Consider the following 21,465-nt stretch of genomic DNA (forward strand, 5'->3'; position numbering starts at 1 on the left):
TCTGGCGTCATGAGCGCGCGGCGGGACCGGTTCCGGCACATCGTTGAGACCCTGACAAGGCACGGACTGGGCTTCGCGCTGGGGGGCCTCGGGCTGGACCGGCTCCGGCCCGCCGCCGGAATTCCGGGGCAGGCGCTGCCGCCCCGCGGGGGCCTGCCGGTGCGCGTCCGTCTTGCCCTGGAGGATCTGGGCGCCGTATACGTCAAGTTCGGCCAGATCGTTTCCACGCGCACCGACGTGCTCCCGCCCGAGTTCGCCACCGAGCTCGCGAAGCTCCAGGACGCGACCCCGCCCATCTCCGCGGCTGAGGTGCGCGCCGTCATCGCCGAGGAACTCGGCACGGCGGCGGACGTGCTGCTCGATTCGCTGGACGACGCCCCGCTCGCCACCGGCTCGATTGGGCAGGTCCACTGCGGCCGGATCGTTCCGGGCGGCGGCGAGGCAGCTGCCGCGGGCAGCGGGCGGGCCGTCGACGTCGTGGTGAAAGTCCGCCGGCCCGGTGTTGTGGCGCAGATCAACGAGGACCTGGAGATCATGGCTGAGCTGGCCAGGCGGGCGGAGCGGGCTTCGGCGCGGGCCGCCGGCATCCACCTGGCCGCGCTGGTGGACGAGTTCTCCCAGACCCTGCGGGCCGAGCTGGATTACCTGCAGGAGGCCCGGAACGCGGAACGTTTCGCAGCGAACTTCGCAGGCGACGCCCGCGTCCACATCCCGCGGGTTTTCTGGGACACCACCACCTCCCGGGTCCTGACGCTGGAACGCATCCGCGGGATCAAGGTCAACGATGCCGCCGCGCTGCGGGAGGCGGGGATCGACGCCGGCGCCCTGGCCAGGGAGGCGTGCAGTGTCCTGCTGAAAATGGTGTTCGAGGACGGGTTCTTCCACGCCGACCCGCACCCCGGGAACTTCTTCGTCGAGGCGGACGGGCGCCTCGGCATCATCGACTTCGGCATGGTGGGTACCATCAGCGACGCGACACGCGACCAGCTGGTCAGGATGCTCCTGGCCATCGTGGAGCAGGACGCGGCCCGGCTGACCACGGCCCTGGTCCGCATGTGCGGGGCGCAGACCGACGGCGGATTCGGCGGGCTCCAGGCGGAGCTGGGACGGCTCGTGGACCGCTACGCCGGCCGGCCGCTCGCGGACGTACCGATCGTGGCGGTCCTGGCGGACCTGGCGGCGCTGCTTCGCGAGTACCGGCTGCGGCTGCCGCGGGAGACGGCCCTCATGCTCAAGATGCTGGTGATGGCGGACGGGCTGGGCAAACAGCTGGATCCGGGGTTCGAGCTGACCACCCAGCTGGGGCCCTTCACGGAGCGGGTCATCCTCGCGTCGCTCTCCCCCGAGGCCCTGGCGGAACGCCTGAGGAAACTCGGCCGGGAAGCCCTGCGCCTGGGAACGGACGCGCCGGACATCATCCGCCGGATGGTGGACGTCCTGGAACGCGGCGGAATCGACATCCGCTTCCGGGCCGACGAACTGGACCGGCTGATGGACAAGGCGGAAAAGACCGGAAACCGGATCGTCGCGGGGCTCATCACCGCCGCCCTGATCAACGCCGTCGGGGACCTGGTCTCCGTGCAGCCCGACCGCTGGCGGAACTGGCCCAAGACCCTCTTTGCCGCCGGCCTCGGCGGGGTGGGCGCCCTGGGCGCCTACCTGGCCGTAACGTCCCGGCACCGGCGGTAACGGCCCTTCCGGTGCCCGGCGCGGCCCTTGGGGTGCCCGGGACTGCCCGCCGCCGCACGGCTTGGCTGCACAGCTCAGCGGCGCCGCCGGGCCTGCGACACCAGCCGGCTGAAGGCCAGGACAAAGACGGCCTCCACCAGGACCATAAGCCCCAGCAGCAGCCACTGGCCCGCGCCGATGAACCACACCGCGCCGACCACCACCAGCGTGGTTCCCAGGACCAGGGCGTAGACGGCGAAACCGATGGCCACCTTCGCGCTGCGCACTCCCGTGCGGAAGCCGAAGCCCACGGGTTCACCCCCGGGGTAGCCCCCGACGCGGTCCGGCGCCGCCGGCTGGTGCCTGTCGAACTCCTCCCACGGGTCGAGGCCCTGGTCCTGTTCCGTCATGCTCCCATTATCCCGCTGTTCATTACGCCGGAACGGTTCTCCGGGGCGTCGGCGCTGGCATGACTGCCCCTAGGCGGCGCGGACGTCGATTTCGCCCGGCGCCGCGCCGTCGGCCCCGAACACCAGGTGGCGGTTGGCGATTTTTTCGCTGAAGAACCGGTCGTGGCTGACGGCCACCACGGCTCCGGGGAAGTGCACCAGCGCGCGTTCCATGACCTGGGTGCTGGACATGTCGAGGTGGTTGGTGGGCTCGTCCAGCAGCAGGACCGAGGCGCCGGAGAGGAGGCACTGTGCCATGGCGACACGCGCCTTTTGCCCGCCGGAAAGGTTCCCGATCTTCTGCTTGAGGTCCGCCTCGGAGAACTGGAACATCGAAAGGAACCGGTTGACGGATTTCCTGGTGGCGCTGAACGCCAGGCTGCCCGGCAGGGCGTTGACTGCGTGGGACACAGTGTCGGCGTCGTCGAGGTCGGTGAGCATCTGGTTGTAGGAGACGAACCCGGGACCCTTGGCCCAGGCCACCTCGCCGGAATCGGCCTGCTCCTCGCCGGTCAGCACCCTCAGGAGCGTGGACTTGCCGCTGCCGTTGGCGCCGAGCACCACAATCCGGTTGCCCTTGCGGATCTCGAAACTCAGGTCCTCAAACAATCGCTTGCCGCCGTAGGACTTCCCCAGCCCCTCCACCCGGCAGAGGACGTCCTTGACGTGCAGGCCGCCGTAAATTTCGGTGACGATCTGGTCGACGGGGCGTGGTGTGCGGGACTTCTTGATCTTTGCGAGCTGGTTCCCCAGCCCGCGGCTGGCTGCCTTGGCGGCCTCGCGGCGGTCGGCGATTCCTTCGGCTTCAAAGGCCAGCAGCTCGGATTCGTGCACAAACTGCTGTTCGAGGGTTTTGAGCCGGAACTGCTTTTGCACGACGTATTCGCCAAAATTGCCGGGGTATTCGTGCAGGTGGAAGTTTTCCACCTCGATGATCCGGGTGACGACGGCGTCGAGGAACTTCCGGTCGTGGGACACGATGACCGCGGCACCCTTGAAGTCCCTGAACCAGTTCTCAAGCCATTCCACGCCCGCTACGTCCAGGAAGTTGGTGGGCTCGTCGAGCAGCAGGACGTCGGGGCCTTCGAGGAGGATCTTGGCCAGGGCCGCGCGGTTGCGCCAGCCGCCGGACAAGTCGTCGATCGGGCAGGTGCGGTGCGCGTCGTCGAACCCCAGGGTGGTGAGGACGGTGTCGATGCGGCGGGGGTAGTCCCAGCCGTCGAGCCGTTCCATGTCCTCGAACAGCTCGGCCTGGCGGCTGATGTGCCGGTCGAGTTCGGCGTCGCCCGGCCCCGCCGCGATGGCGGCGTCGATCGCGGCCAGTTCGGCTTCGACCGCCTGGATCCCGGAGAATAGTTCGTTCAGCACGTCGGAAATCGTGGCTTCCCCGTTGAGTTCGGAGAACTGGGAGAAGTAGCCGATTTTGGTCCCGGGTTCCACGGTGACGGTGCCGGCGTCGGGGGCCACCTGGTCGAGGACCAGCTTGAGGATGGTGGTCTTGCCGGTGCCGTTCTTGCCGATCAGGCCCACGCGGTCCCCCGCCTCAAGGCGGAAGAACGCTTCCCGGAGGATCTGGGTGTTGTCGAAGCGCACGCTGACGTCGTGCAGCCGGATCAGGCTCATGGGGAGGTCTGCGCGATGCGGCTGCGGACGATGTCGCTGACGGCCTTGCCGTCGAAGCGGCCGACCACCTTGGCGGTCACCGGCTTCATGACGGCGCCCAGCTGGCGCATGGTCAGTTCGGTGCCGTCGGCCGTGAGCTCGCCGATCACCGCGTCGACGATCGCCTCCACTTCGGCAGCGGTCAGGGCCTTCGGGAGGTACGCCTCGATGATTTCGGCCTCGGCGATCTCCGCAGCGGCCCGGTCCGGTTCCCCGGCCTCGGCGTAGATGCGGGCGGTGTCGCGGCGTTTGGCCGCTTCTTTCTGCAGCAGGGACGTCACCTGGGCGTCGTCCAGGACCACCGGCGTCTTGCCGGACTTTTCCCGGGTTTCGATCTCGCCCAGGACGTTGCGGACCGTGGTGAGTGCGACCTTGTTCCGGTCCTTCATGTGGCTGACGACGTCGGCGTGCAGGCGTTCTTTCAGGGTGGTCATAGTTCTCCTCGTCTCACTGGACAGGATATCGGGCTGTCAGAGACCGCTGCGTCCCGCCCACAGTCCGTGCAGCAGCGGAACCACCGATGCGATCATGAGGACGTTGCCGAGCACCGTGTCATCCGCGCGGACCACAGACCCCGCAATCAGCAGGGCACCGAAGACCAGGGCCGACGCCGAGCGCCGCACCGTGCGGTCAAGCCGCTTTACCTGCTGCTCCAGGCGCGGACTGGCAACCGCCAGCGAACCTTCCTCCAGCCGGGTGAGGACCCCGTTCAGGCGTTTCGGCAGGCCAAGGGCCAGCCCGGCGGCGTCGAGCGCCTGCTGGGCAGCGTCCTGGACAATGTTGCCGCGCTCGTCGCGCAGCAGCTGTGCCGCGTAGGGTTCGACCGAATCCCAGAGATTGAACCGCTCATCCAGCGAGCTGCACACCCCGGACGTCAGTGACATGGCCCGGATGATGAGGAGGAAGTTTTCCGGCAGCTGGAACGGCAGCGAGCGGACCACGTCCCCGAATTCCACGGCGAAGTCCCGGAACTCCCGGGGGTCCACCTCGCGGAGCTCGGCGAAGCCCATCCCGCCAAAGCGGGCGAAGAGGTGCGTCATCGCCCGCTCAAGCTCCGCCGTGTCGGCAGAGGGCATCAACACCCCCACGTTCCTGATGGCGGCCACCAGCCCCTCGCCGTCACGCGCGGCGGCCGCGATGAGCAGTTTTCTCAACCCGCTGCGGGTGCGGGGCGGAACCTCGCCCATCATGCCGAAGTCGATGAACGTCAGCTTCCAGGGACGCGCTGCGGACGGACCGGCCACCGGTGTCACGAAGATGTTGCCCGGATGGGGGTCGGCATGGAAGAAACCGGTCGTGAACAGCTGCTCGAACATGACCGAGGCGAAGACCGGTGCCACCTCCGCCGGGTCGATGCCCGCCGCCAGCAGCGCCGCCGAGTCCGTGATCTTGATGGCGGTGACGTCCTCGAGGGTGAGGACCCGGCGGGTGCTCCGCTCCCAGACGACGGCGGGCACATCCACCCGGCCGTCAGCGGCGAAATCACCCGCGAACCGGTCCGCATTTGCCCCCTCGTTCAGGTAGTCGATTTCCTCCAGGCTGGTCTGGGCAAACTCCTCGACGAGGGCGGGCATGTCGGCACGATCGGACACCAGCCGGAACCGGCTGAGCCAGCCGCCCACTTTACGCAGTGCCGCCAGGTCGACGTCGACGATCGCGCCGATGCCCGGCCGCTGCACCTTCAGCACCACCCCCGCAAGCCCGGTGGCGGCGGCGTCGCCCGGGCGGAGCGTCGCCCGGTGCGCCTGCCCAAGGGAGGCCGCCGCGATCGGCGTCTCCTCAACCGAAGCAAACACGTCCGCCAGCGGCGCGCCCAGCTCAGCCTCGGCGAGGGCGCGGATGGCAGCGAACGGCACCGGGGGCACCTCGTCCTGCAGCCCTTCCAGTTCCTTGGTGAGCTCAGGCGGCAGCACGTCGAGCCTGGTGGACAGGAACTGGCCCACTTTGATCATGAGGCCGCCAAGGTCCAGGGCCAGCACGCGGAAGCGCTGCGCAAAACGCCGCATCCGTCCCACCCTGGTGCGATCGGCAACCCAGGCGAGGCCGAGCCGAGGGAGGAACAGCTCAAACCACCAGGTCTGCGCGAGGTGCCATGCGGCGAAGCGCAGGATGCGCCGGTAGCGGGCGCGGTGGGGCCCGCCGCCGGGCATCGGATCTGCGCGGTCCCGGCGAACCGAGGGCACCCCCGTCAGCCCTGGGCGAGGATCGCGTACAGCCGGCGCCGTGCGTCGTCAAGCACTGCGACGGCTTCCTGCACCTGTTCCGGGGTGCCCGTCCGGCCGACCTGGGATGCGGCCTGGGCGAGCTCGAGGCCTGCCTTGGGCAGCGCCGCGAACCCCGTGCCCGACGCCGGTGCCGTGGGGTCCCAGGGCGCTGACGCATCGGCGCCCGCATGCGCCGTTTCCTCCCTGCCCGCATCCGTCAGGGAGTAGATCTTGCGGCCGTTGGATTCCTCGGCACGGATCAGGCCCTCATCGGCCAGGAGCTGGAGCGTGGGATAGACGGAGCCCGCGCTGGGCTTCCAGCTGCCGCCGCTGCGCTCCTCAATTTCCCGAATGATCTGGTAGCCGTGCATCGGCCGCTCCGCGAGCAGTGCCAGCACGGCCGAGCGTACTTCGCCCCGGCCCGCACGGGAACCCGCGCGCTTCTCGAACCTGGAACGCAGCTCCTCGACGGCCTGCCACATGCTGTCGACGTTGTTGCCTCGAAATCCGCCGGCCGGGTATGAATTGCGCATGATGCTCTCCTCGGGCTAGTCGCGAACGATATACAGCGATAGTTAACGATACTTCCGAAATCCCATAAACCAAGAGGGTCGAATTAGCCGTACGGCCAAATTTTTCCGGCGTACCCACGGGTTCGGTGCCACTATGGAATCACGGTGTTTTCCCGCCGCCCCGTTCGTCCAGCTCCGCGGGTGGCGCCCCCGACCGAACGTGAGCTCCAGGAGCAGTCATGAAGAAACTCACCACGTTGGTTTCCGGTACGGCGGTGGGGGCCGTGCTGTCGGTCGCCGCGTCCCTCGGCGCCGGCGCTGCACAGGCGGCATCACCGGACACGCCCGCCGCCCGGGTCAGCACCCCGGGATGCACCCTCGCCCTCAGCGGCAGCTGCACGTCTTCCTTGGCAGCAATACCGCCGGCAGTCCCGGCGGCTGCCGCGCCACTTGCTGCAACCCAGTCCGCACCGATGCCCGTGGGGGTCCCCGGCGCGTGGACCCTGACCTTCGGCGATGAGTTCGACGGAACCACGCTCGACACGAACAAGTGGTCCCGTTCCTGGTTCGGCGGCGGCCGGGTGAACAACGTCAAGACCGACCCCGCGAACGTCACCATCGGGTCCGGACACCTCTCCCTGAAGCTCGCCAAGGCCGGCACCGGCGCCCTGGTGTCGTCAAACCCGAAGGACACCGCCAAGACGGGCTACGAGTTCCGCACCGGATACGTCGAGGCCCGCATCTCCTTCCCCGGCAACGGCAAGCTGCTGCACAACTTCCCCGCGTGGTGGACCACCGGGCAGACCTGGCCGGCGACGGGCGAGAACGACATTGCTGAAGTTCTCGGGGGGAAGCTGACGTCCAACTACCATTCAAGCTCCGGATCCCGTAACCACGGACCGATTCCGGGCTACTGGGGCGATAAGTTTCACACCTACGGCTTGTGGCGCAAAACCGACCGCTCCGAGGTCTATGTGGACGGCGTGATGGTCAAGTCGTTCCGGACCGACGACGGGAACGCCCCGCAGTACCTCGTGCTGAACATCGGCAAGGGCGGCCCCAGCACCGTTTACGGGAAGGCGTCCACCGTCAAGGTGGACTACGTCAGGGCCTGGCAGTAGATCCGGGACCCTGGAAAAATTGTGGAGCTAAGGAGATTCGAACTCCTGACCTCTTCGATGCGAACGAAGCGCTCTACCAACTGAGCTATAGCCCCGAAACAACGCCGCTCCCGAAGGTAACGGCGTTGCCGGTTTCCCTAGGCTACAAACTATCAGCGCTCTTTGCCAGCCAGCCGCTGAATGTCTCTCCGGCGTGGCGGTCCTCCGGAACCAGGTTCAGCCCCGCGCGCAGGTACCTGCCCATCGCGCCGGGCAGCGGCAGGCGCACAAGGACGCCGCGGGAGCCTGTCGCCGCCTTCCACTGCCGGGCGAAGTCCTCCATGTCCCGGATCTCCGGACCGCCGATGGTCCTGGTCCTGTGCCCCTGGCCCGTGCCGGCGGGGGCCAGCGCCTCCTCCAGCAGGGCCCGGGCTGCGTCGGCGGGTGCGATCGGCTGGAACCGGGCGCCTTTGACCACCGGAACCACCCGCAGCCTGGACCCGGCCGCAAACACCGCCGCCAGCAGCGAATGGAACTGCGTCGCCCGGAGCGTCACCGTTTCAAGCCCGGACCGGCCATAGGCCTGTTCCTTGGCCGCTTTGGCGGCGTAGTAGCCCAGGCTGCTCCGGTCGCAATTGACGATGGACAGCATCACAGCCCTGGCCACCCCTGCGTCCCGGGCCGCGGCGAGCAGCCGGGCGCCGCCGTCGGCGTAGTTCTTCAGCGCCCGCCCGGAGCGCCCTTCCAGGCAGTCGATCACGACGTCGGCCCCGGACAGGGCAGCGGCCAGCCCCTCGCCGGTGGTGACGTCCGCCGCGAAGTACTCCGCACCATCCACCCGCGCCGTGGAGCCGGGGCCGGGCGGATTCCGGCTGAAGGCCGCCACGCCGTGGCCGGCCGCGATGGCCTGGCGGACCACTTCACGCCCCGTCTGGCCGGTGCCCCCGGCAACGCAAATTCGTGTCATGCCCCGAGGCTACCGGGCCGCGCCCGGTTCCGGCGCTCCCGGCCCACAGAAACAGCAAACCCCCGGACAGCCGTTTCTGGCTGTCCGGGGGTTTGCGCAAGAGGGTTAGGCCCGGCGTCGCTGCAGGACGTCGTCCAGGTTGCTCAGGGCGCTCTGCGCCTTGCCCAGGGGTTTAGCTTCCTCAGCCCCGGGGCCGCCGGCCTGCGGCAGGCCCTGCTTGAGGGACGGCTTTCCGACGGCCTTGGGTGCCTCGGGCAGGTCGAGAGGCTCGGGCGCCGCCCGCTCGGCCTTGGGGGCCTCCACGTAGGTGGGCTTGGGGACCTCCACGGGCTCCCAGCTGGCGCCTTCGGAGGCCGGGGAAGCGACGTCTCGGCGGACGGATGTGTCGCCCGAGGCAGCAGCTTCGGCCAGGGCCGCCTGGCGGAGTTCCTGGACGGTAAGCGGCTTGGGCGCCGGCTCCCGATCGGCGGTGGCGGCCTGGGCGTCAAAAAGCGGAACGTCGGCCTGCTCACGGGGCTCCACAGCCGGCTCCCGGAACGGCCGCTCCGGCGTGGACCGGTCCTGCCGGGCCGGTGCGCCCATGGCGGCGCGGAACGCGGCGTTCATTTTGCGGCGTCGGTCCCTGACTGCAAGCCAGCGGAGCGTGAAGACAGCGGCAACGGCCCCCAGCAGCGCGACGGCGGGCAGCCACCCTGTGCCGAGGCCGAAGATGAGCAGTACTGCCGAGACGATTCCGGTGAGCAGCGAGACCAGGCCTGCCAGCGCCAGCGCCAAGCGGCCGTAGCGGATCTTGAACGCCGGGCCGGACGCGACGGTTTTGGGGCCGCCGTCGTGCCCTGCGGTCGCCGGGGAGGACACTGTGTGCTGGGTGCTGGTCATGGGTTTCTCCTGCTGGGCCGCCATCTGCATGACGTTCCCGGCTTGCGGGGCTGTTTCACGATCGATGGCGTCCGCCGCAAAGTCGCCCGCAGGCTGCAGCTGGTGACGCCCGTTCCGGAGCATGTAGGGGGCAACCCACACAATCCAGAGCGCAACAGCAATGACAAGGATCACAGAGCTGCTAAGAGGGAAGTCCACATCAAAACCGTATGAGCAATGAAGGGTCCGGGGCCGCATTGTCCCCGGTGTGTCGCGGGAGATCTGCCATTTGGCTGGATTGGGGACGAAACGGCAGGTCAGGCGGGGTATGACCGGCTACGCCGGGCGGTCCTTGAGCCAGCGTGCCAGCAGCCCGCCGGGTACCTCCTCGGAGGTCAGGGCGAAGCTCCTGTGGTCGGCCCACTGGCCGTTGATGTGCAGGTACCGGGGCCGGTATCCCTCGTCCCGGAAACCCAGTTTTTCCACCACCCGGAGGCTGGGACCGTTTTCGGGGCGGATGTTGATCTCCATCCGGTGCAGCCCGAGGCTCTGGAAGCAGTGGTCGGTTGCCAGCGCGACGGCGGTCGGGGCGATGCCCTGGCCTGCCCGGTCCTTGTCCACCCAGTACCCGAGCGTGGCCGTCATCGCGGAGCCCCAGACAATGGAGGACACCGTCAGCTGGCCCACGATCAACGGGTCGCGGAACCCCGGGGTCCAGGCGGTGATCAGAAACGGCAGGGCCGTGGCCTGGGCGGCCTGGGCTTTAAGGGAGCGCACCATCTGGCGGTAATCGGGCAGCCCGCCCCCGGGAGCCGGGTTGGACGCCTCCCAGGGGGCCAGCCACTCGCTGTTGCGGGAGCGGACGGCGGTCCATTCCTTGCGGTCCCGGTACCGGATGGGGCGCAGCACGATGTCACCGCATTCCAGCGTCACCGGCCAGTTGAAGCTGCCCCCCACGGGAGCTACTTGGTCAGGCTGGGGGTGAGGCTGGCAGCGAACTCGGGCAGCCATTCGCGAAGGCCGGGGCCAAGGTCTTCGCTGTCGCAGGCGAGCTGCACGCAGGCCTTGAGGTAGCTCAGCTTGTCGCCGGTGTCGTAGCGGCGGCCGCGGAAGACCACGCCGTACACGCCATAACCATCGCCGTCCCCTGCCGCGAGTTCCTGCAGGGCGTCCGTCAGCTGGATTTCGCCGCCACGGCCGGGGGCGGTGCGTTCCAGGACGTCGAAGACGGCGGGGTGCAGGACGTAGCGGCCGATCACGGCAAGGTTGGACGGGGCGTCCTTGGCGTCGGGCTTCTCCACCAGGTGGTCGATGCGGACGTAGTCCTCACCTTCGACGTCCTTGACGGCGGCGCAGCCGTAGGCGCTGATCTGGGACGGGTCCACCTCGATGAGGGCAACGACGGATCCGCCGGTCTTCGCCTGGACCTCGATCATGGTGCTCAGCAGCTCGTCGCGGGCGTCAATGAGGTCATCGCCGAGGAGGACGGCAAACGGCTCGTGGCCCACGTGCTGCTTGGCGCGGAGGACGGCGTGGCCCAGGCCCATGGGGTCGCCCTGGCGCACGTAGTGGATGTCGCCCAGGTTGCTGGCGGCCTGGATGGACTCGAGCTTGGCCGTGTCCCCCTTGCCCTCAAGGGTGGCTTCCAGCGTGGGAACGCGGTCGAAGTGGTCCTCCAGCGCGCGCTTGTTGCGCCCGGTGATCATCAGGATGTCATTCAGTCCGACGTTGACGGCTTCCTCCACCACGTACTGGATGGCGGGCTTGTCGACGACGGGAAGCATTTCCTTGGGCATGGCCTTGGTGGCCGGCAGGAACCTGGTGCCGAGGCCGGCTGCGGGAATGACGGCCTTGCGGACGGGAGCGTTGGGTGTAGTCACTCGACTAATCTAACGGAGGGACAAGACATTATGTACTTGAGGAGTATTCGAGCCGCGGGAACGGCCCCTTTTCCGGGCCGCGTCTCGGGGAAGGACCAGGCATCATGGCGTCCAAGGAAGAGATCCGTTCCGGGCACCGGGCGGGGCGCGCGGCATTGACCCGTGCCGGGCTGGACAGCGCCGGGGCTGGTATCGCACGGCATGGCCTGGCATGGGCAACCGGGCTGACGGGCGGGAACCCGGGCACCTTCGCCGCCTACCTCGGCGTGGGTTCCGAGCCGCCCACTCTTCCCCTGCTTGCGGCGCTGCATGACGCCGGTCACCGGATCCTGCTTCCGGTCTGCGAGCCGGAGCTGGCGCTGAGCTGGGTGTACTGGACACCGGAGTCAGGGTTTGTCCGGAGCCGCTACGCACCCATCCAGGAGCCGGAGGGGCCGCGCCACGGGACAGCCGTCATGCGGGGCGCCGACGGCATCTTCCTGCCCGCCACCGCCGTCGACCTGTCCGGAAACCGGATCGGCCAGGGCGGCGGGTACTACGACAAGTTCCTGGCGGCGCTGTCCGCCCTCCTGCCCTCCCAGGCGCCCGAGGGCGGCACGTTGCCTCCGCTGCCCACCGCCGCCGTCGTGTACGACGGCGAGGTCCTGCCCGGCGGGAGCATCCCGGCAGAGTCGTTCGACCGGAAGGTGGCGGCCGCCCTGACCCCGGGCGGGCTGGTGCGGCTGCAGCTCGGATAGCCCATCAGTGGCTTATCAAAGGGCGCACTGCCGGGGTGATAGAATTGGCACTCAGGCCCTGCGACTGCTAAGGGACGGATTGGGCCGGGAGACATCCCGGCGCTGACCCGGACCGGACAGCACGGGACCTGCTCGTTTGCCCCAAGGAGGATTTCAAGTGCCCACGTATGCATATGCCTGCAAGGACTGCAGCCACGCCTTCGAGATCGTGCAGTCGTTCAGCGACAGCTCCCTCACGTCCTGCCCCGAATGCCAGGGGACCCTGCGCAAGAAGTTCAACAGCGTCGGCGTGGTCTTCAAGGGCTCCGGTTTCTACCGGACGGACTCCCGCGACTCCAAGGGCAGCACTGTTTCCCCGGCTCCGGCCCCCGCAGCGGCTCCGGCTCCCGCCGCCGCGTCGGCAAGCTAGGCCCGCCTTAGTAGCCGCGGCCCTGCGTCCGCTTCCTTTATCCACATAGCCCGACCGGTGCCTGCCCGGGGTGGTTCCCGGCTCCTAGGCTCGGGTTATGGCCACCCTTCCGCGACCCGCCCGCGCGTCTTCAACCCGTACGTCTTCGAAACGTGCGCCTTCAAAACCTGGGAGCCCGCCGCGGAGGAGCAACCCTCAGGGTCCACCTGACCGCCGGCTGGTGCGCTGGCTGGACCGCAATCGGAGGCTGGTTGTCGCGCTGCTGCTGTGTCTGGCGGCGGGACTCGCCGTCCACCAGCTGACGCCCGCGCCGGCCTCCACCGTGGCCGCGTTCGCTGCTGCCCGGGACCTGCCCGCGGGTGCGGTCCTCGGCGCGGACGACGTCGCCGTCCTTAACGTCCCGCGCACCCTCCTGCCGGACGGCAGTTACGGCGGCACGGACCCGCCCGCCGGCAAGCAGCTTGCCGCGGCACTCCGCAAAGGCCAGCTGCTGTCCGATTCCCAGATCCTGGGGCCCGGCATGCTCGCCGGCAGCCCGCCCGGCTCCGCCGCAGTACCGCTGCGGATGGCCGATCCCGCCTCCATCCAGCTGCTCTCCCCCGGCCAGCTCGTCAACGTGGTGATGACCACCGGCGACAGCTTAGACCAGCCGGCAGCGTCGCAGCTGCTGGCGGCCGCCGTGCCCGTCCTCTGGACGTCACAGCACGGCAGCCAGGCCGGCCCCTGGCCGGCGTCCGGTGAGGCGGACGGCCTGGTGGTCGTGGCGGCCGATGCCGACCAGGCCCGCAGACTCGCCGGCGCTTCCACCCAAGGGAAGCTGTTCTTCGTCCTGGTCACAGCCGCGCCCGGTTAGCGCACCAGCGCGGCCGTCGCGCCCGGCTGAGGACGGGCAGTCCGCTCTCAGCCCCAGTGCGGCGGCTTCTGCTCCCGGAGCCAGGAGTCGTGGTCATTACCGCCGCGCTCATCGCCCCAGCCGCGCGGATCATCCTCTGCCGCCTTGTTCGGGAGCACCCCTGCTGGGACCACGACGGGAACGGCCGGCTGCGGCGCGTTGTCGCGGCCGCGGACTTCGTCGCGGTCCCGCGCGTCACCGCTGTCGGCGGTGCCGCCGCTGTTCTGGTTGGCGCCGTCTGCACTCATGCCGTCGGCCTCCTTACTGCTCTGGGCTGTACTGCCCTGTTCTGTTCTGTCGTGCGGGCCGCCGGCCTGTTCACCGGAGCTCTGCTCACCGCCGGCCTGTTCACCGGACTCCTGCTCACCGGTGGCCTGCTCCCGGCCATTGTCCCGCGGGGCGGCGGGCCATCCGGACGTGGTCCGGCTTTCCGACCCCTGCGCTTCGTTGACGGCGAGGTTTTCGACGTCGTCGTCAAAGAAGCCCGGCGAGGCCTGCTTCCGGTGGGTGGCGGCTGGCTTTTCAAGGCCCAGGTAGCCGCCGATGCGGTCAGCGCAGGCCGACGGATCGGTGAAAACCTCTATGGTCCATAGTGGCATGTAACGCCAGCCGAGTCGCTCCAGAAGCTGCGGACGGAGCCTGCTGCGTTCGCGGACCGTCAGACGGCGGTACTGCTCGGTGCCGTCGGATTCAATGGCCACGGGCCGGGGAATTTCGGCGTCGTCCTGTCCGAGGGTGCTCAGCGGATCGGCTGCAGCCACCATGTTCAGCGCGCCGTCGTACTGGTGCCAGACCCGGGCGCCGCGGGCCCGGAGCCGGTCGCCGAGATCCGCCACCAGGGGGTCGGCCCCCAGGGCCTGTTCGCTGGCGGCCGCGCGCGATGCCGGGCTGCCCAGGTCGGAGTTGCCCGCGATTTCACGGTCCAGCAGCTCGTAGAAGTCCACCGCGCCGTGGTTCAGCCGGGTGACGTCGAGGTCCTCGGGCCGGAAGCAGCTCAGCACGTGCAGGGACCGGCGTGCCCTGGTCATGGCGAGGGCGAACTTGGCCCGGCCGCCTTCCGCTGACAGCGGGCCCAGGCTGTGCAGCGCCCGCCCGTGCGGGGTGCGTCCGTAGCCCGGTGAGAAAATCACGTGGTCGCGGACCAGACCCTGGGCGCGTTCCAGGTCCACCACCCGGAAGGATTCCTCCCCGGCCGTGAAGAAGCTGGCCAGCAGCGGATAGTTGGGCAGCTGCAGGCGGATCGATTCACCGATCCGTGCCGCGTGCCGGAGGCTGCCGGTGACAACGGCCAAGGACGTCCGCGGCCGCAGCCGCGCGTGTTCAAACACCAGCTCCACCGCGCGGTTGACCTCGGCCACCACCGACTCCACGCCGTCATGGTCGGCGCTGGGCAGCCCGGTGCCGTCGGGCAGGTACTCCACCGTGAGGGCACGGTCCAGCCCGGTAGCGGACTGGCCTTCCGGCAGCCGGCGCAGCCCGCCGTCGTAGAAGCCCTTGCTCAGTTGCCGCACCAGGTCTTCGTCGACGGCCCGGTACAGGGTCCGCAGGTTCCAGACGGGCAGCACGGCGGACAGGGCCTTGTAGGCGCTTTCCACCCCCTGATGGGAGCTCTCGCCGGCGGCGAGCCGCTCCACGCTGACGGTGAAGGTCCGCGGGCTGGCAATCCGGTCGTCGCCAAATGCGATGACCTGCTTGGCCCGGGCGACGGCGGGCAGGACCGCCTGCAGGGACGTGGCCTCGGCGTCGAGGATGACAACCGCGTCGAACCGCTGCTCCACGGGCAGGACCGCCGTCAGGAGGTAGGGGCTGACCGACCAGACGGGCACCAGCATGGGCAGCAGGTCCGGCGCCTGGCCGGTCAAAGCCGACAGGGTGACCCGGCCGTCCTTAAGCAGGCTGCGCAGCAGCTCGGCCTGGCGCGGGTGCTCCGCGATGGCGGCCCGCCACCGTTCGGCGAGCGTCCAACGCAGGCGGGCCGCGCCGCTGGCGATGTGGGCGTTGTCCGCGAGGCGGTACTCGGCCTCGAGCTGACGGAGGGCGTCGCCGTCGGACATGGCCAGGTAATCGTCCCCGCTGATCATGGCTTCCAGCGCGGACTGCCACCAGGCGAGTTCCAGTTCCGCGGCGACCGACTCGGCCGGCACCTCGCGCTCGGCCAGGTCGGCGAGGAGTTCGCCGAGCCCGTGCTCGCGCATGTTCTCCACCAAGAGCGTCCGCTCCGGCAGGGTTTCGAGCGTCCCGGTGTCGGCCACCAGCCGTTCGAGGCGCTCCATGAGCTCCTCGTAGGGTGTGCTGCGCAGTTCCCCGCCGGCCGGGGTGTGCCGGACGGCCTGGCCCAGTTCGGCGAGCTCCGCTTCAAGCTCCCGGTACAGGGAAATGATCTCCCCCAGGCCGGACGGAACCGCCGGGTGGCGCTGTGTGGTGGCGTAGTCGGCCCACGCGGCCCGCTGCTCCTGGACCAGGACCAGTGAGCTGTGCAAATCGGCAATGTGGACGCCGGGGCGGACGTATTCCTTCGCCACCCGCCGCAGCCGCGAACGCTGCATGGACGGCATCTCAATGTTCCGTTCGCGCCGCCAGGAGGAGGCCGCCGTGGCCGAAATCAGGTCGTGGACCGGGCGGTCGAAAATATCCGGGGTGAATTTGTCCAGGCTTTCGCGCACCGCCACAAGGAGCCCCACCTGGTCGCCCCACTCGGCGAACGTGCGGCCCAGGCGGATCTCGGCGTGTTCGGCGACGCCGTTCATCAGGTCCCGCAGCTGCGGAAGTTTGCCGGCCACGGACCGGGCCACCTGCTGGGCCTCCTGGGTTTCCTTGCGGGTCAGCAGGCGGGCGCCATGCCACGGGCTGGTGGTCGACGCGCGGCTGAAGCTTCCCAGTTCAGCGGCCCGGCGCAGCCGCCCGGCCAGTTCCTCGCGGTCCCGGATGTTGTCCAGGACGCTGCGCTTGAGCCGGACAGTGGTGGCGGGCGCCGGCTGGATGGACGTCAGTTCCGCCAGCGACTGCATGGCCTCGTACGGCGAGCAGCCCCAGCGCTGGCGGACGTTGTGCAGCGAGGCGACGTGGTCGCGCAGGGCGTGCCGGTGCTCGGTCAGGGTGGCGTGCAGGTTGCTCAGCTGCGGCTCGAGGGACTTCTCGTTGCGCACGATTGCCCTGACCAGCTGGCCTTTGAGCTGCAGCGGTGTGGTGTTGCCGGCGAGCTGGAACAGGGTGGAGTCCAGTCCGAGGGTTTCCAGTTCGGCGGAGATCTCACCCAGGCTGGCCCGCCGGTCCCCCACCACAAGGACAGTCTTGCCCTGGTCGACCAGGGCGCCGATGGTGTTGATGGCCGTCTGGGTCTGCCCCGTGCCGGGCGGGCTGCTGACCACCAGCGAGTCCCCCGCGCGGACGGAGTCGACGACGTACTGCTGGTCCGTGTCGGCGTCGAGCAGCAGCAGTTCATCGGCGGGATCCCGCTCGTCGGTGCTGGGAAAGCGCCCGGGTTCGAGCCGGGGAATGTCGACGGCCTCGCCGGCGGCGGCGCGTCCCAGCGCCGTCACGAGCGGGTGGTTCGCGTTGATCCACGGGTCGTCCAGGCTGCCGGAGAGGTCGGCGAAGGTGGAGACCAGGAGGTTGTGTTCGACCTCGGCGCCGGGGATGGGCTGGATGAGTGTGCCGAGGCGGTCCAGGACCGGCAGCGGGTCGAACCGGGCGGTGCTGTACGCCATGCGGGTGACGGCGTTGACGTCGAAGACGATCCCGTGGATGGTCTTCAGGTGCCGGATCAGCGCCGGGTTGATTTTGGCCTGTTCGGTGAGCTGCAGTTCGTAGTCGTCCTCGCCCTGCCGGACCGTGAGGGAGATGGCGGCCAGCATCACGGGAGCCGAGATGCGCTGCGGCTTGCCGCCCACGGCGGAGGTCCACACGACTGTGCCTGCGGAGAAGTACCCGGCGTCGATTCCGCGGTCGTTGGCGAGTTCGAAGATCTTCGACCGCAGGTTGCGGGACGCCCTGGCCGCCACCACGTACTGCTGGTGGTCCCGGATCAGGGTGGAGAGCCGGGTGCGCCGGCCGGCCATCAGCTGCGCCAGGCCGGAGGGGTGGGCATGGGTCAGATCGATGGAGCCCTCAGGCGTTTTGGTGAAGCGCAGCATGGTGTCCGCTCCGGTGACGGGTTTGAGCCCCGACAGCCATTTCCTGAGCTCCTCGGAGCCCTCGGGGTGGCCTTGACCAACTGACACTGCTGCCTTCTTTTCTGTGCTCGCGTTAACTTTGCCCACGTGATCCGTGCTCGCGCGGGACGTCCTGGACCATACCGGCATGCCTTCGAGGGTAGCCCGAATCCGTTGCCGGTGAGGGTTCGCAACACTGGCGGGACCCAAATTCGGCTCGAATTTGCACGATGGCCGAGCGGCCGCCGCCAAACGGAAATGGCCGGTCCCCAGAGGGTCCCGGCCATTTCATCAGCCCGCTGCGGGGGCTACTCCCACTCGATGGTTCCCGGCGGCTTGCTGGTCACGTCGAGCACCACGCGGTTGACGCCGTCCACCTCGTTGGTGATGCGGTTGGAGATCCTGGCCAGCAGGTCGTAGGGCAGCCGTGACCAGTCCGCTGTCATGGCGTCCTCGGAGGACACAGGGCGCAGCACGATCGGGTGGCCGTACGTGCGGCCGTCGCCCTGGACGCCCACGCTGCGGACGTCCGCCAGCAGCACCACCGGCATCTGCCAGACCTCGTTGTCCAGGCCGGCGGCAGTGAGTTCGGCGCGCGCGATGGCGTCCGCCTTGCGCAGCAGGTCCAGACGTTCCTTGGTGACTTCGCCAACAATCCGGATGCCGAGGCCCGGTCCGGGGAACGGCTGGCGCCCCACGATTTCCTGCGGCAGGCCCAGCTGGGCACCGACGGCGCGGACCTCGTCCTTGAACAGGGCGCGGAGCGGTTCCACCAGTTCGAACTGCAGGTCTTCCGGGAGGCCGCCCACGTTGTGGTGGCTCTTGATGTTTGCGGCACCTTCTCCGCCGCCGGATTCGACGACGTCGGGGTACAGGGTGCCCTGGACGAGGAACTTGATCTTCTCGCCGTGTGCGGCCGCCTCGGCGATGATGGCCAGTTCGGCTTCCTCAAAGGCGCGGATGAACTCGCGGCCGATGATCTTGCGCTTGGTTTCCGGGTCACTGACGCCGGCCAGGGCCGACTGGAAGCGCTCCTGCTCGTTGGCAACGTAGAGCTTGACGCCGGTGGCCGCCACGAAGTCGCGTTCCACCTGCTCGGCTTCGCCCTCGCGCAGCAGTCCGTGGTCCACGAACACACAGGTCAGCTGGTCGCCCACGGCGCGCTGCACCAGGGCGGCGGCGACGGCGGAGTCGACGCCGCCGGACAGGCCGCAAATGACCCGGGCGTCGCCGATCTGTTTGCGGATCCGGTCGACCTGCTCCTCCAGGATGTTGCCCGTGGTCCAGTTCGGTTCCAGCTTGGCGCCCTTGAAGAGGAAGTTTTCCAGCACCTGCTGGCCGTAGGCCGAGTGCTTCACTTCGGGGTGCCACTGCACGCCGTAGAGGCACTTCTCCTCGTTGGCGAAGGCGGCGACGTCGGCGCCTGCCGTCGTCGCGAGGACTTCAAAGCCCTCGGGAGCCTCGTGCACGGAGTCGCCGTGGCTCATCCAGGTGCTCTGGTGCTGGGGCATGCCGGCCAGGATGGAGCGGCCTTCACCGACCGTCGTGGTCTCGGTGGCGCCGTACTCGCGAAGCCCGGTGCGGGCGACCTTGCCGCCGAGGGCGTTCGCCATGGCCTGGAAGCCGTAGCAGATGCCGAAGACGGGGATCCCGGCTTCAAAGAGGTCCGCGCCGACACTCGGCGCGCCTTCGGCATAGACGCTGGAGGGGCCGCCGGAGAGGATGATCGCGGCGGGGTTCTTGGCCAGGAGCTGCTCGGTGCTGTAGGTATGCGGAACCACTTCCGAATACACGTTGGCTTCCCGGACGCGGCGGGCGATCAGCTGCGCGTACTGGGCACCGTAGTCAACAACCAGCACGGGCTTGTGGGACGTCTGGGATGCAGTGGGAGTAGTCACCGTCCTAGAGTACTTTGCGGCGCCGCCCGCCCGCACATTGAGAAGCCCGTCCCGGCCCCGAAACAACGGCCCGGGTAAGCGAACTCACACGGGGCCCGACGGCGGCCTGCCGCGGGTTCAGTAGCGCTGCGGGGCCTGCGGGTTGGCGGCCAGTTCGGCCTCCACTTCGGCGTGGAACTTCTTCTCGACGTAGAAGGACAGGAACGGCACCACGCCGCCAAGGGCCAGCACGATCATCTTCAGGAACGGCCAGCGCATCAGTGACCACAGCCGGAAGTTGGACATCAGGTACACCACGTACATCCAGCCGTGCACGATCAGCACCGCGACGGAGAGGTTCACCCCGCCGATGACGCCCGGCGGCTCGGCGTCGGCGAATCCGAAGCCGAACGGCTCCCCGGTGACGGCGTTGGTTCCGCCTAGGTAGAGGTACTGGCCGAACGCGTACCGGGCGATCAGCTCGGCGCAGAGCAGCAGCAGCATGGTGCCGGTCATGTAGGCGAGCACCTTGTAGAACTTCAGCGCCGAACGGATCTGGGCCTCAGTTCCGCCGAAGCGGCGCTTTTTGCCGCGCGCGCTTCCCGGTGCGTTGGACTGCTGCGGCTGGACGGCCGGCTGGGGCTCGATCATGATTGCACTTTCGGTTCGGTGGGATGCGGTTCGGTGGGATGAGGTGCCGGAGAATGCGGTTCGGGGTCCCCGGCGGCTTCCTGGGCGGCGGCTTCCTGCTCCGCGTCATGGGCGTCTTCGAGGTCGCGGCGGTAGTCGTCCTTCACCAGCCGCCACCAGATGAACAGCGCGAAGCCTGCGAACACCACCCATTCGGCGGCGTAGAAAAGGTTCAGCCAGTTGATCTTTCCGGCGGGCGGCTGCGGCCCGACGTTCAGCGGCCTGACGATGCCGCCGGACGCGGCGGCGCTGACGTCGGTACCGCCGGCAAGCTCGGCGTTCGCGGTGACGAATCCGGGGTAGCTGCTGACTTCCCAGACATTGATGAGTTCCGCGACGGACACGGCGCTGGCCTGCCCGGGCCCGGCGTCGGTCGCGGGCAGCGGCGCCTCGGACGGCAACAGCCGCCCGGTCAGTTCAATGGTGCCCGACGGCGGTGCTGGCGCGTCCGCGGGGGCGGCAACCCAGCCACGGGCCACGGGGATCCACATCTGCGGCGAGGCGCCGGCTCCGGACAGCACGGGGGCGTCCGTCACGGCCAGGGCGGAGACAATCCAGTACCCGGTGGCGCCGCCGTTCAGGCGGCCCGGGACCAGGACCTGCTTCTGGGGATCGTAGCTGCCGGTGACGGTGACCATCTGGTCGGCAACGGACCCCGGGAAGAACTCCCCGGGCTGGAGCACCGCTGTCAGCGGTTTGGGGTCCTCGGTGGTGGTAGCCACCGGGGCCTCCGGGGTGGTCGACCGGCCGAACTGCCACTGGCTGAGCAGCACAAACACCCCTGAAACGACGATCGCGAACACCAGTCCTGCGATCCAGCGGGGTTTGAGGGCAGTTTTCAGCACCCCTTAACCGTACTTCGTCCGCGTGTAGAACAACGAAACGGCAGATGGGACCGTCAGTGGTCGAAGAAGACCAGGCTGGAGTTGATGAGTTCGGCGATGACTTCGGGGTCGTAGGCGCGGCGGAGGGATTCGCGGAAGGATTCCTTCGACAATGACCGGGCAATGGTCGCCAGCACATCGAGGTGCTCGGAGAAGGAACTGGCCGGGGTCGCGATCAGCAGGACCACGGTGGCGGGCCCGTCGGCCGCGCCGAAGTCCAGTGCTTTGCCGTACTTGGTGACGCCCACGGCGATGGAGGTCCGGGAGACGAACTCACTGCGGGCGTGCGGCAGGCCCACGCCACCGGGCAGCCCGGTCGCCATCTGGTGTTCCCGGGCATTGACGTGCTTAAGGAATCCCTCAAGGTCCGAGATCCGTCCCGCGGCATGCATGCGCCCGGCCAATTGGCTGGCGGCGTCGAACTTGTCCGTGGCGTCCATCTCGAGGATCACCATGTCCGGGGTGGTGAGCTCGGCGTCGTACCGGTCCAGTGGTTCCGCCAAGAGGTATCCCTTCAAAATGGCG

19 protein-coding genes and 1 tRNA gene are annotated in these 21,465 nt (G+C 68.8%); 5 read left to right on the forward strand and 15 right to left on the reverse strand.

What is annotated here, in order from left to right; all coding sequences use genetic code 11:
- Positions 1-9 precede the first annotated feature (9 nt).
- Entirely contained in the window at positions 10-1,689 is a 1,680-nt protein-coding gene (locus tag ACTWQD_RS05295; RefSeq protein ID WP_443195129.1) for an AarF/UbiB family protein, read from the forward strand.
- Between the two features lie 74 nt (positions 1,690-1,763).
- Here ACTWQD_RS05295 and ACTWQD_RS05300 read toward each other — a convergent pair whose 3' ends face one another.
- The 5 genes from ACTWQD_RS05300 to ACTWQD_RS05320 form a co-directional block, all read right to left on the reverse strand.
- On the reverse strand, positions 1,764-2,078 hold the full coding sequence (locus tag ACTWQD_RS05300; protein ID WP_443195130.1) for a hypothetical protein: 315 nt from the start codon (positions 2,076-2,078) through the stop codon (positions 1,764-1,766).
- Positions 2,079-2,147: 69 nt separating this feature from the next.
- On the reverse strand, positions 2,148-3,740 hold the full coding sequence (locus ACTWQD_RS05305; protein WP_443195131.1) for an ABC-F family ATP-binding cassette domain-containing protein: 1,593 nt from the start codon (positions 3,738-3,740) through the stop codon (positions 2,148-2,150).
- Positions 3,737-4,213 (reverse strand): GatB/YqeY domain-containing protein, encoded by a 477-nt coding sequence (locus tag ACTWQD_RS05310; RefSeq protein WP_443195132.1) that lies wholly within the window; start codon positions 4,211-4,213, stop codon positions 3,737-3,739. The genes ACTWQD_RS05305 and ACTWQD_RS05310 overlap by 4 nt, the downstream gene beginning before the upstream one ends.
- A 36-nt stretch (positions 4,214-4,249) precedes the next feature.
- On the reverse strand, positions 4,250-5,962 hold the full coding sequence (locus ACTWQD_RS05315) for an ABC1 kinase family protein (protein WP_443195133.1): 1,713 nt from the start codon (positions 5,960-5,962) through the stop codon (positions 4,250-4,252).
- 5 nt (positions 5,963-5,967) lie between these two features.
- Positions 5,968-6,516 carry a PadR family transcriptional regulator gene (locus tag ACTWQD_RS05320; RefSeq protein ID WP_443195134.1) on the reverse strand — a complete coding sequence of 183 codons (549 nt, stop codon included), beginning with the start codon at positions 6,514-6,516 and terminating at the stop codon, positions 5,968-5,970.
- A 218-nt stretch (positions 6,517-6,734) separates the two neighbouring features.
- Here ACTWQD_RS05320 and ACTWQD_RS05325 point away from each other — a divergent pair, with 218 nt between their 5' ends.
- On the forward strand, positions 6,735-7,616 hold the full coding sequence (locus tag ACTWQD_RS05325) for a glycoside hydrolase family 16 protein (protein WP_443195135.1): 882 nt from the start codon (positions 6,735-6,737) through the stop codon (positions 7,614-7,616).
- A gap of 22 nt (positions 7,617-7,638) precedes the next feature.
- On the opposite strand, the gene ACTWQD_RS05330 is transcribed toward ACTWQD_RS05325, so the two are convergent.
- The 5 genes from ACTWQD_RS05330 to galU all read right to left on the reverse strand — a co-directional run bounded on the left by ACTWQD_RS05330 (position 7,639) and on the right by galU (position 11,300).
- Positions 7,639-7,711: transfer RNA gene (locus ACTWQD_RS05330), tRNA-Ala, on the reverse strand.
- Positions 7,712-7,758: 47 nt separating this feature from the next.
- Entirely contained in the window at positions 7,759-8,562 is an 804-nt protein-coding gene (locus ACTWQD_RS05335; protein ID WP_443195136.1) for an SDR family oxidoreductase, read from the reverse strand.
- Between the two features lie 105 nt (positions 8,563-8,667).
- Positions 8,668-9,639, reverse strand: coding sequence for a hypothetical protein (locus ACTWQD_RS05340; RefSeq protein ID WP_443195137.1), 972 nt, complete (start codon positions 9,637-9,639; stop codon positions 8,668-8,670).
- Positions 9,640-9,756: 117 nt separating this feature from the next.
- Positions 9,757-10,377, reverse strand: a complete 621-nt coding sequence (locus ACTWQD_RS05345) for a GNAT family N-acetyltransferase (RefSeq protein ID WP_443195138.1) — start codon at positions 10,375-10,377, stop codon at positions 9,757-9,759.
- A gap of 5 nt (positions 10,378-10,382) precedes the next feature.
- The gene (galU, locus tag ACTWQD_RS05350; protein ID WP_443195139.1) at positions 10,383-11,300 is read right to left on the reverse strand and encodes a UTP--glucose-1-phosphate uridylyltransferase GalU; all 918 of its coding nucleotides are present in this window, start codon (positions 11,298-11,300) and stop codon (positions 10,383-10,385) included.
- Positions 11,301-11,404: 104 nt separating this feature from the next.
- Here galU and ACTWQD_RS05355 point away from each other — a divergent pair, with 104 nt between their 5' ends.
- The 3 genes from ACTWQD_RS05355 to ACTWQD_RS05365 all read left to right on the forward strand — a co-directional run bounded on the left by ACTWQD_RS05355 (position 11,405) and on the right by ACTWQD_RS05365 (position 13,299).
- Positions 11,405-12,037 carry a 5-formyltetrahydrofolate cyclo-ligase gene (locus tag ACTWQD_RS05355; RefSeq protein WP_443195140.1) on the forward strand — a complete coding sequence of 211 codons (633 nt, stop codon included), beginning with the start codon at positions 11,405-11,407 and terminating at the stop codon, positions 12,035-12,037.
- A gap of 157 nt (positions 12,038-12,194) precedes the next feature.
- On the forward strand, positions 12,195-12,446 hold the full coding sequence (locus ACTWQD_RS05360) for an FmdB family zinc ribbon protein (protein ID WP_443195141.1): 252 nt from the start codon (positions 12,195-12,197) through the stop codon (positions 12,444-12,446).
- A gap of 220 nt (positions 12,447-12,666) precedes the next feature.
- Positions 12,667-13,299: an RcpC/CpaB family pilus assembly protein gene (locus ACTWQD_RS05365; protein ID WP_443195142.1), complete on the forward strand. Its 633-nt coding sequence runs from the start codon at positions 12,667-12,669 to the stop codon at positions 13,297-13,299.
- Positions 13,300-13,346: 47 nt separating this feature from the next.
- On the opposite strand, the gene ACTWQD_RS05370 is transcribed toward ACTWQD_RS05365, so the two are convergent.
- The 5 genes from ACTWQD_RS05370 to ACTWQD_RS05390 all read right to left on the reverse strand — a co-directional run bounded on the left by ACTWQD_RS05370 (position 13,347) and on the right by ACTWQD_RS05390 (position 21,443).
- Positions 13,347-17,558, reverse strand: coding sequence for an AAA family ATPase (locus ACTWQD_RS05370; RefSeq protein ID WP_443195143.1), 4,212 nt, complete (start codon positions 17,556-17,558; stop codon positions 13,347-13,349).
- 239 nt (positions 17,559-17,797) lie between these two features.
- Positions 17,798-19,387 carry a glutamine-hydrolyzing GMP synthase gene (gene guaA / locus ACTWQD_RS05375; RefSeq protein ID WP_066437063.1) on the reverse strand — a complete coding sequence of 530 codons (1,590 nt, stop codon included), beginning with the start codon at positions 19,385-19,387 and terminating at the stop codon, positions 17,798-17,800.
- 117 nt (positions 19,388-19,504) lie between these two features.
- On the reverse strand, positions 19,505-20,017 hold the full coding sequence (locus tag ACTWQD_RS05380; RefSeq protein ID WP_443195144.1) for a DUF3817 domain-containing protein: 513 nt from the start codon (positions 20,015-20,017) through the stop codon (positions 19,505-19,507).
- Positions 20,014-20,901: an SURF1 family protein gene (locus tag ACTWQD_RS05385; protein ID WP_443195145.1), complete on the reverse strand. Its 888-nt coding sequence runs from the start codon at positions 20,899-20,901 to the stop codon at positions 20,014-20,016. Before ACTWQD_RS05385 ends, ACTWQD_RS05380 begins: the two co-directional genes overlap by 4 nt.
- Before the next feature lie 53 nt (positions 20,902-20,954).
- Positions 20,955-21,443, reverse strand: coding sequence for a PTS sugar transporter subunit IIA (locus ACTWQD_RS05390; protein WP_443195146.1), 489 nt, complete (start codon positions 21,441-21,443; stop codon positions 20,955-20,957).
- Positions 21,444-21,465 lie beyond the last annotated feature (22 nt).

It is taken from the genome of Pseudarthrobacter sp. 1C304, from assembly GCF_052245515.1.
In the GTDB taxonomy this organism is placed as follows: Bacteria; Actinomycetota; Actinomycetes; order Actinomycetales; family Micrococcaceae; genus Arthrobacter.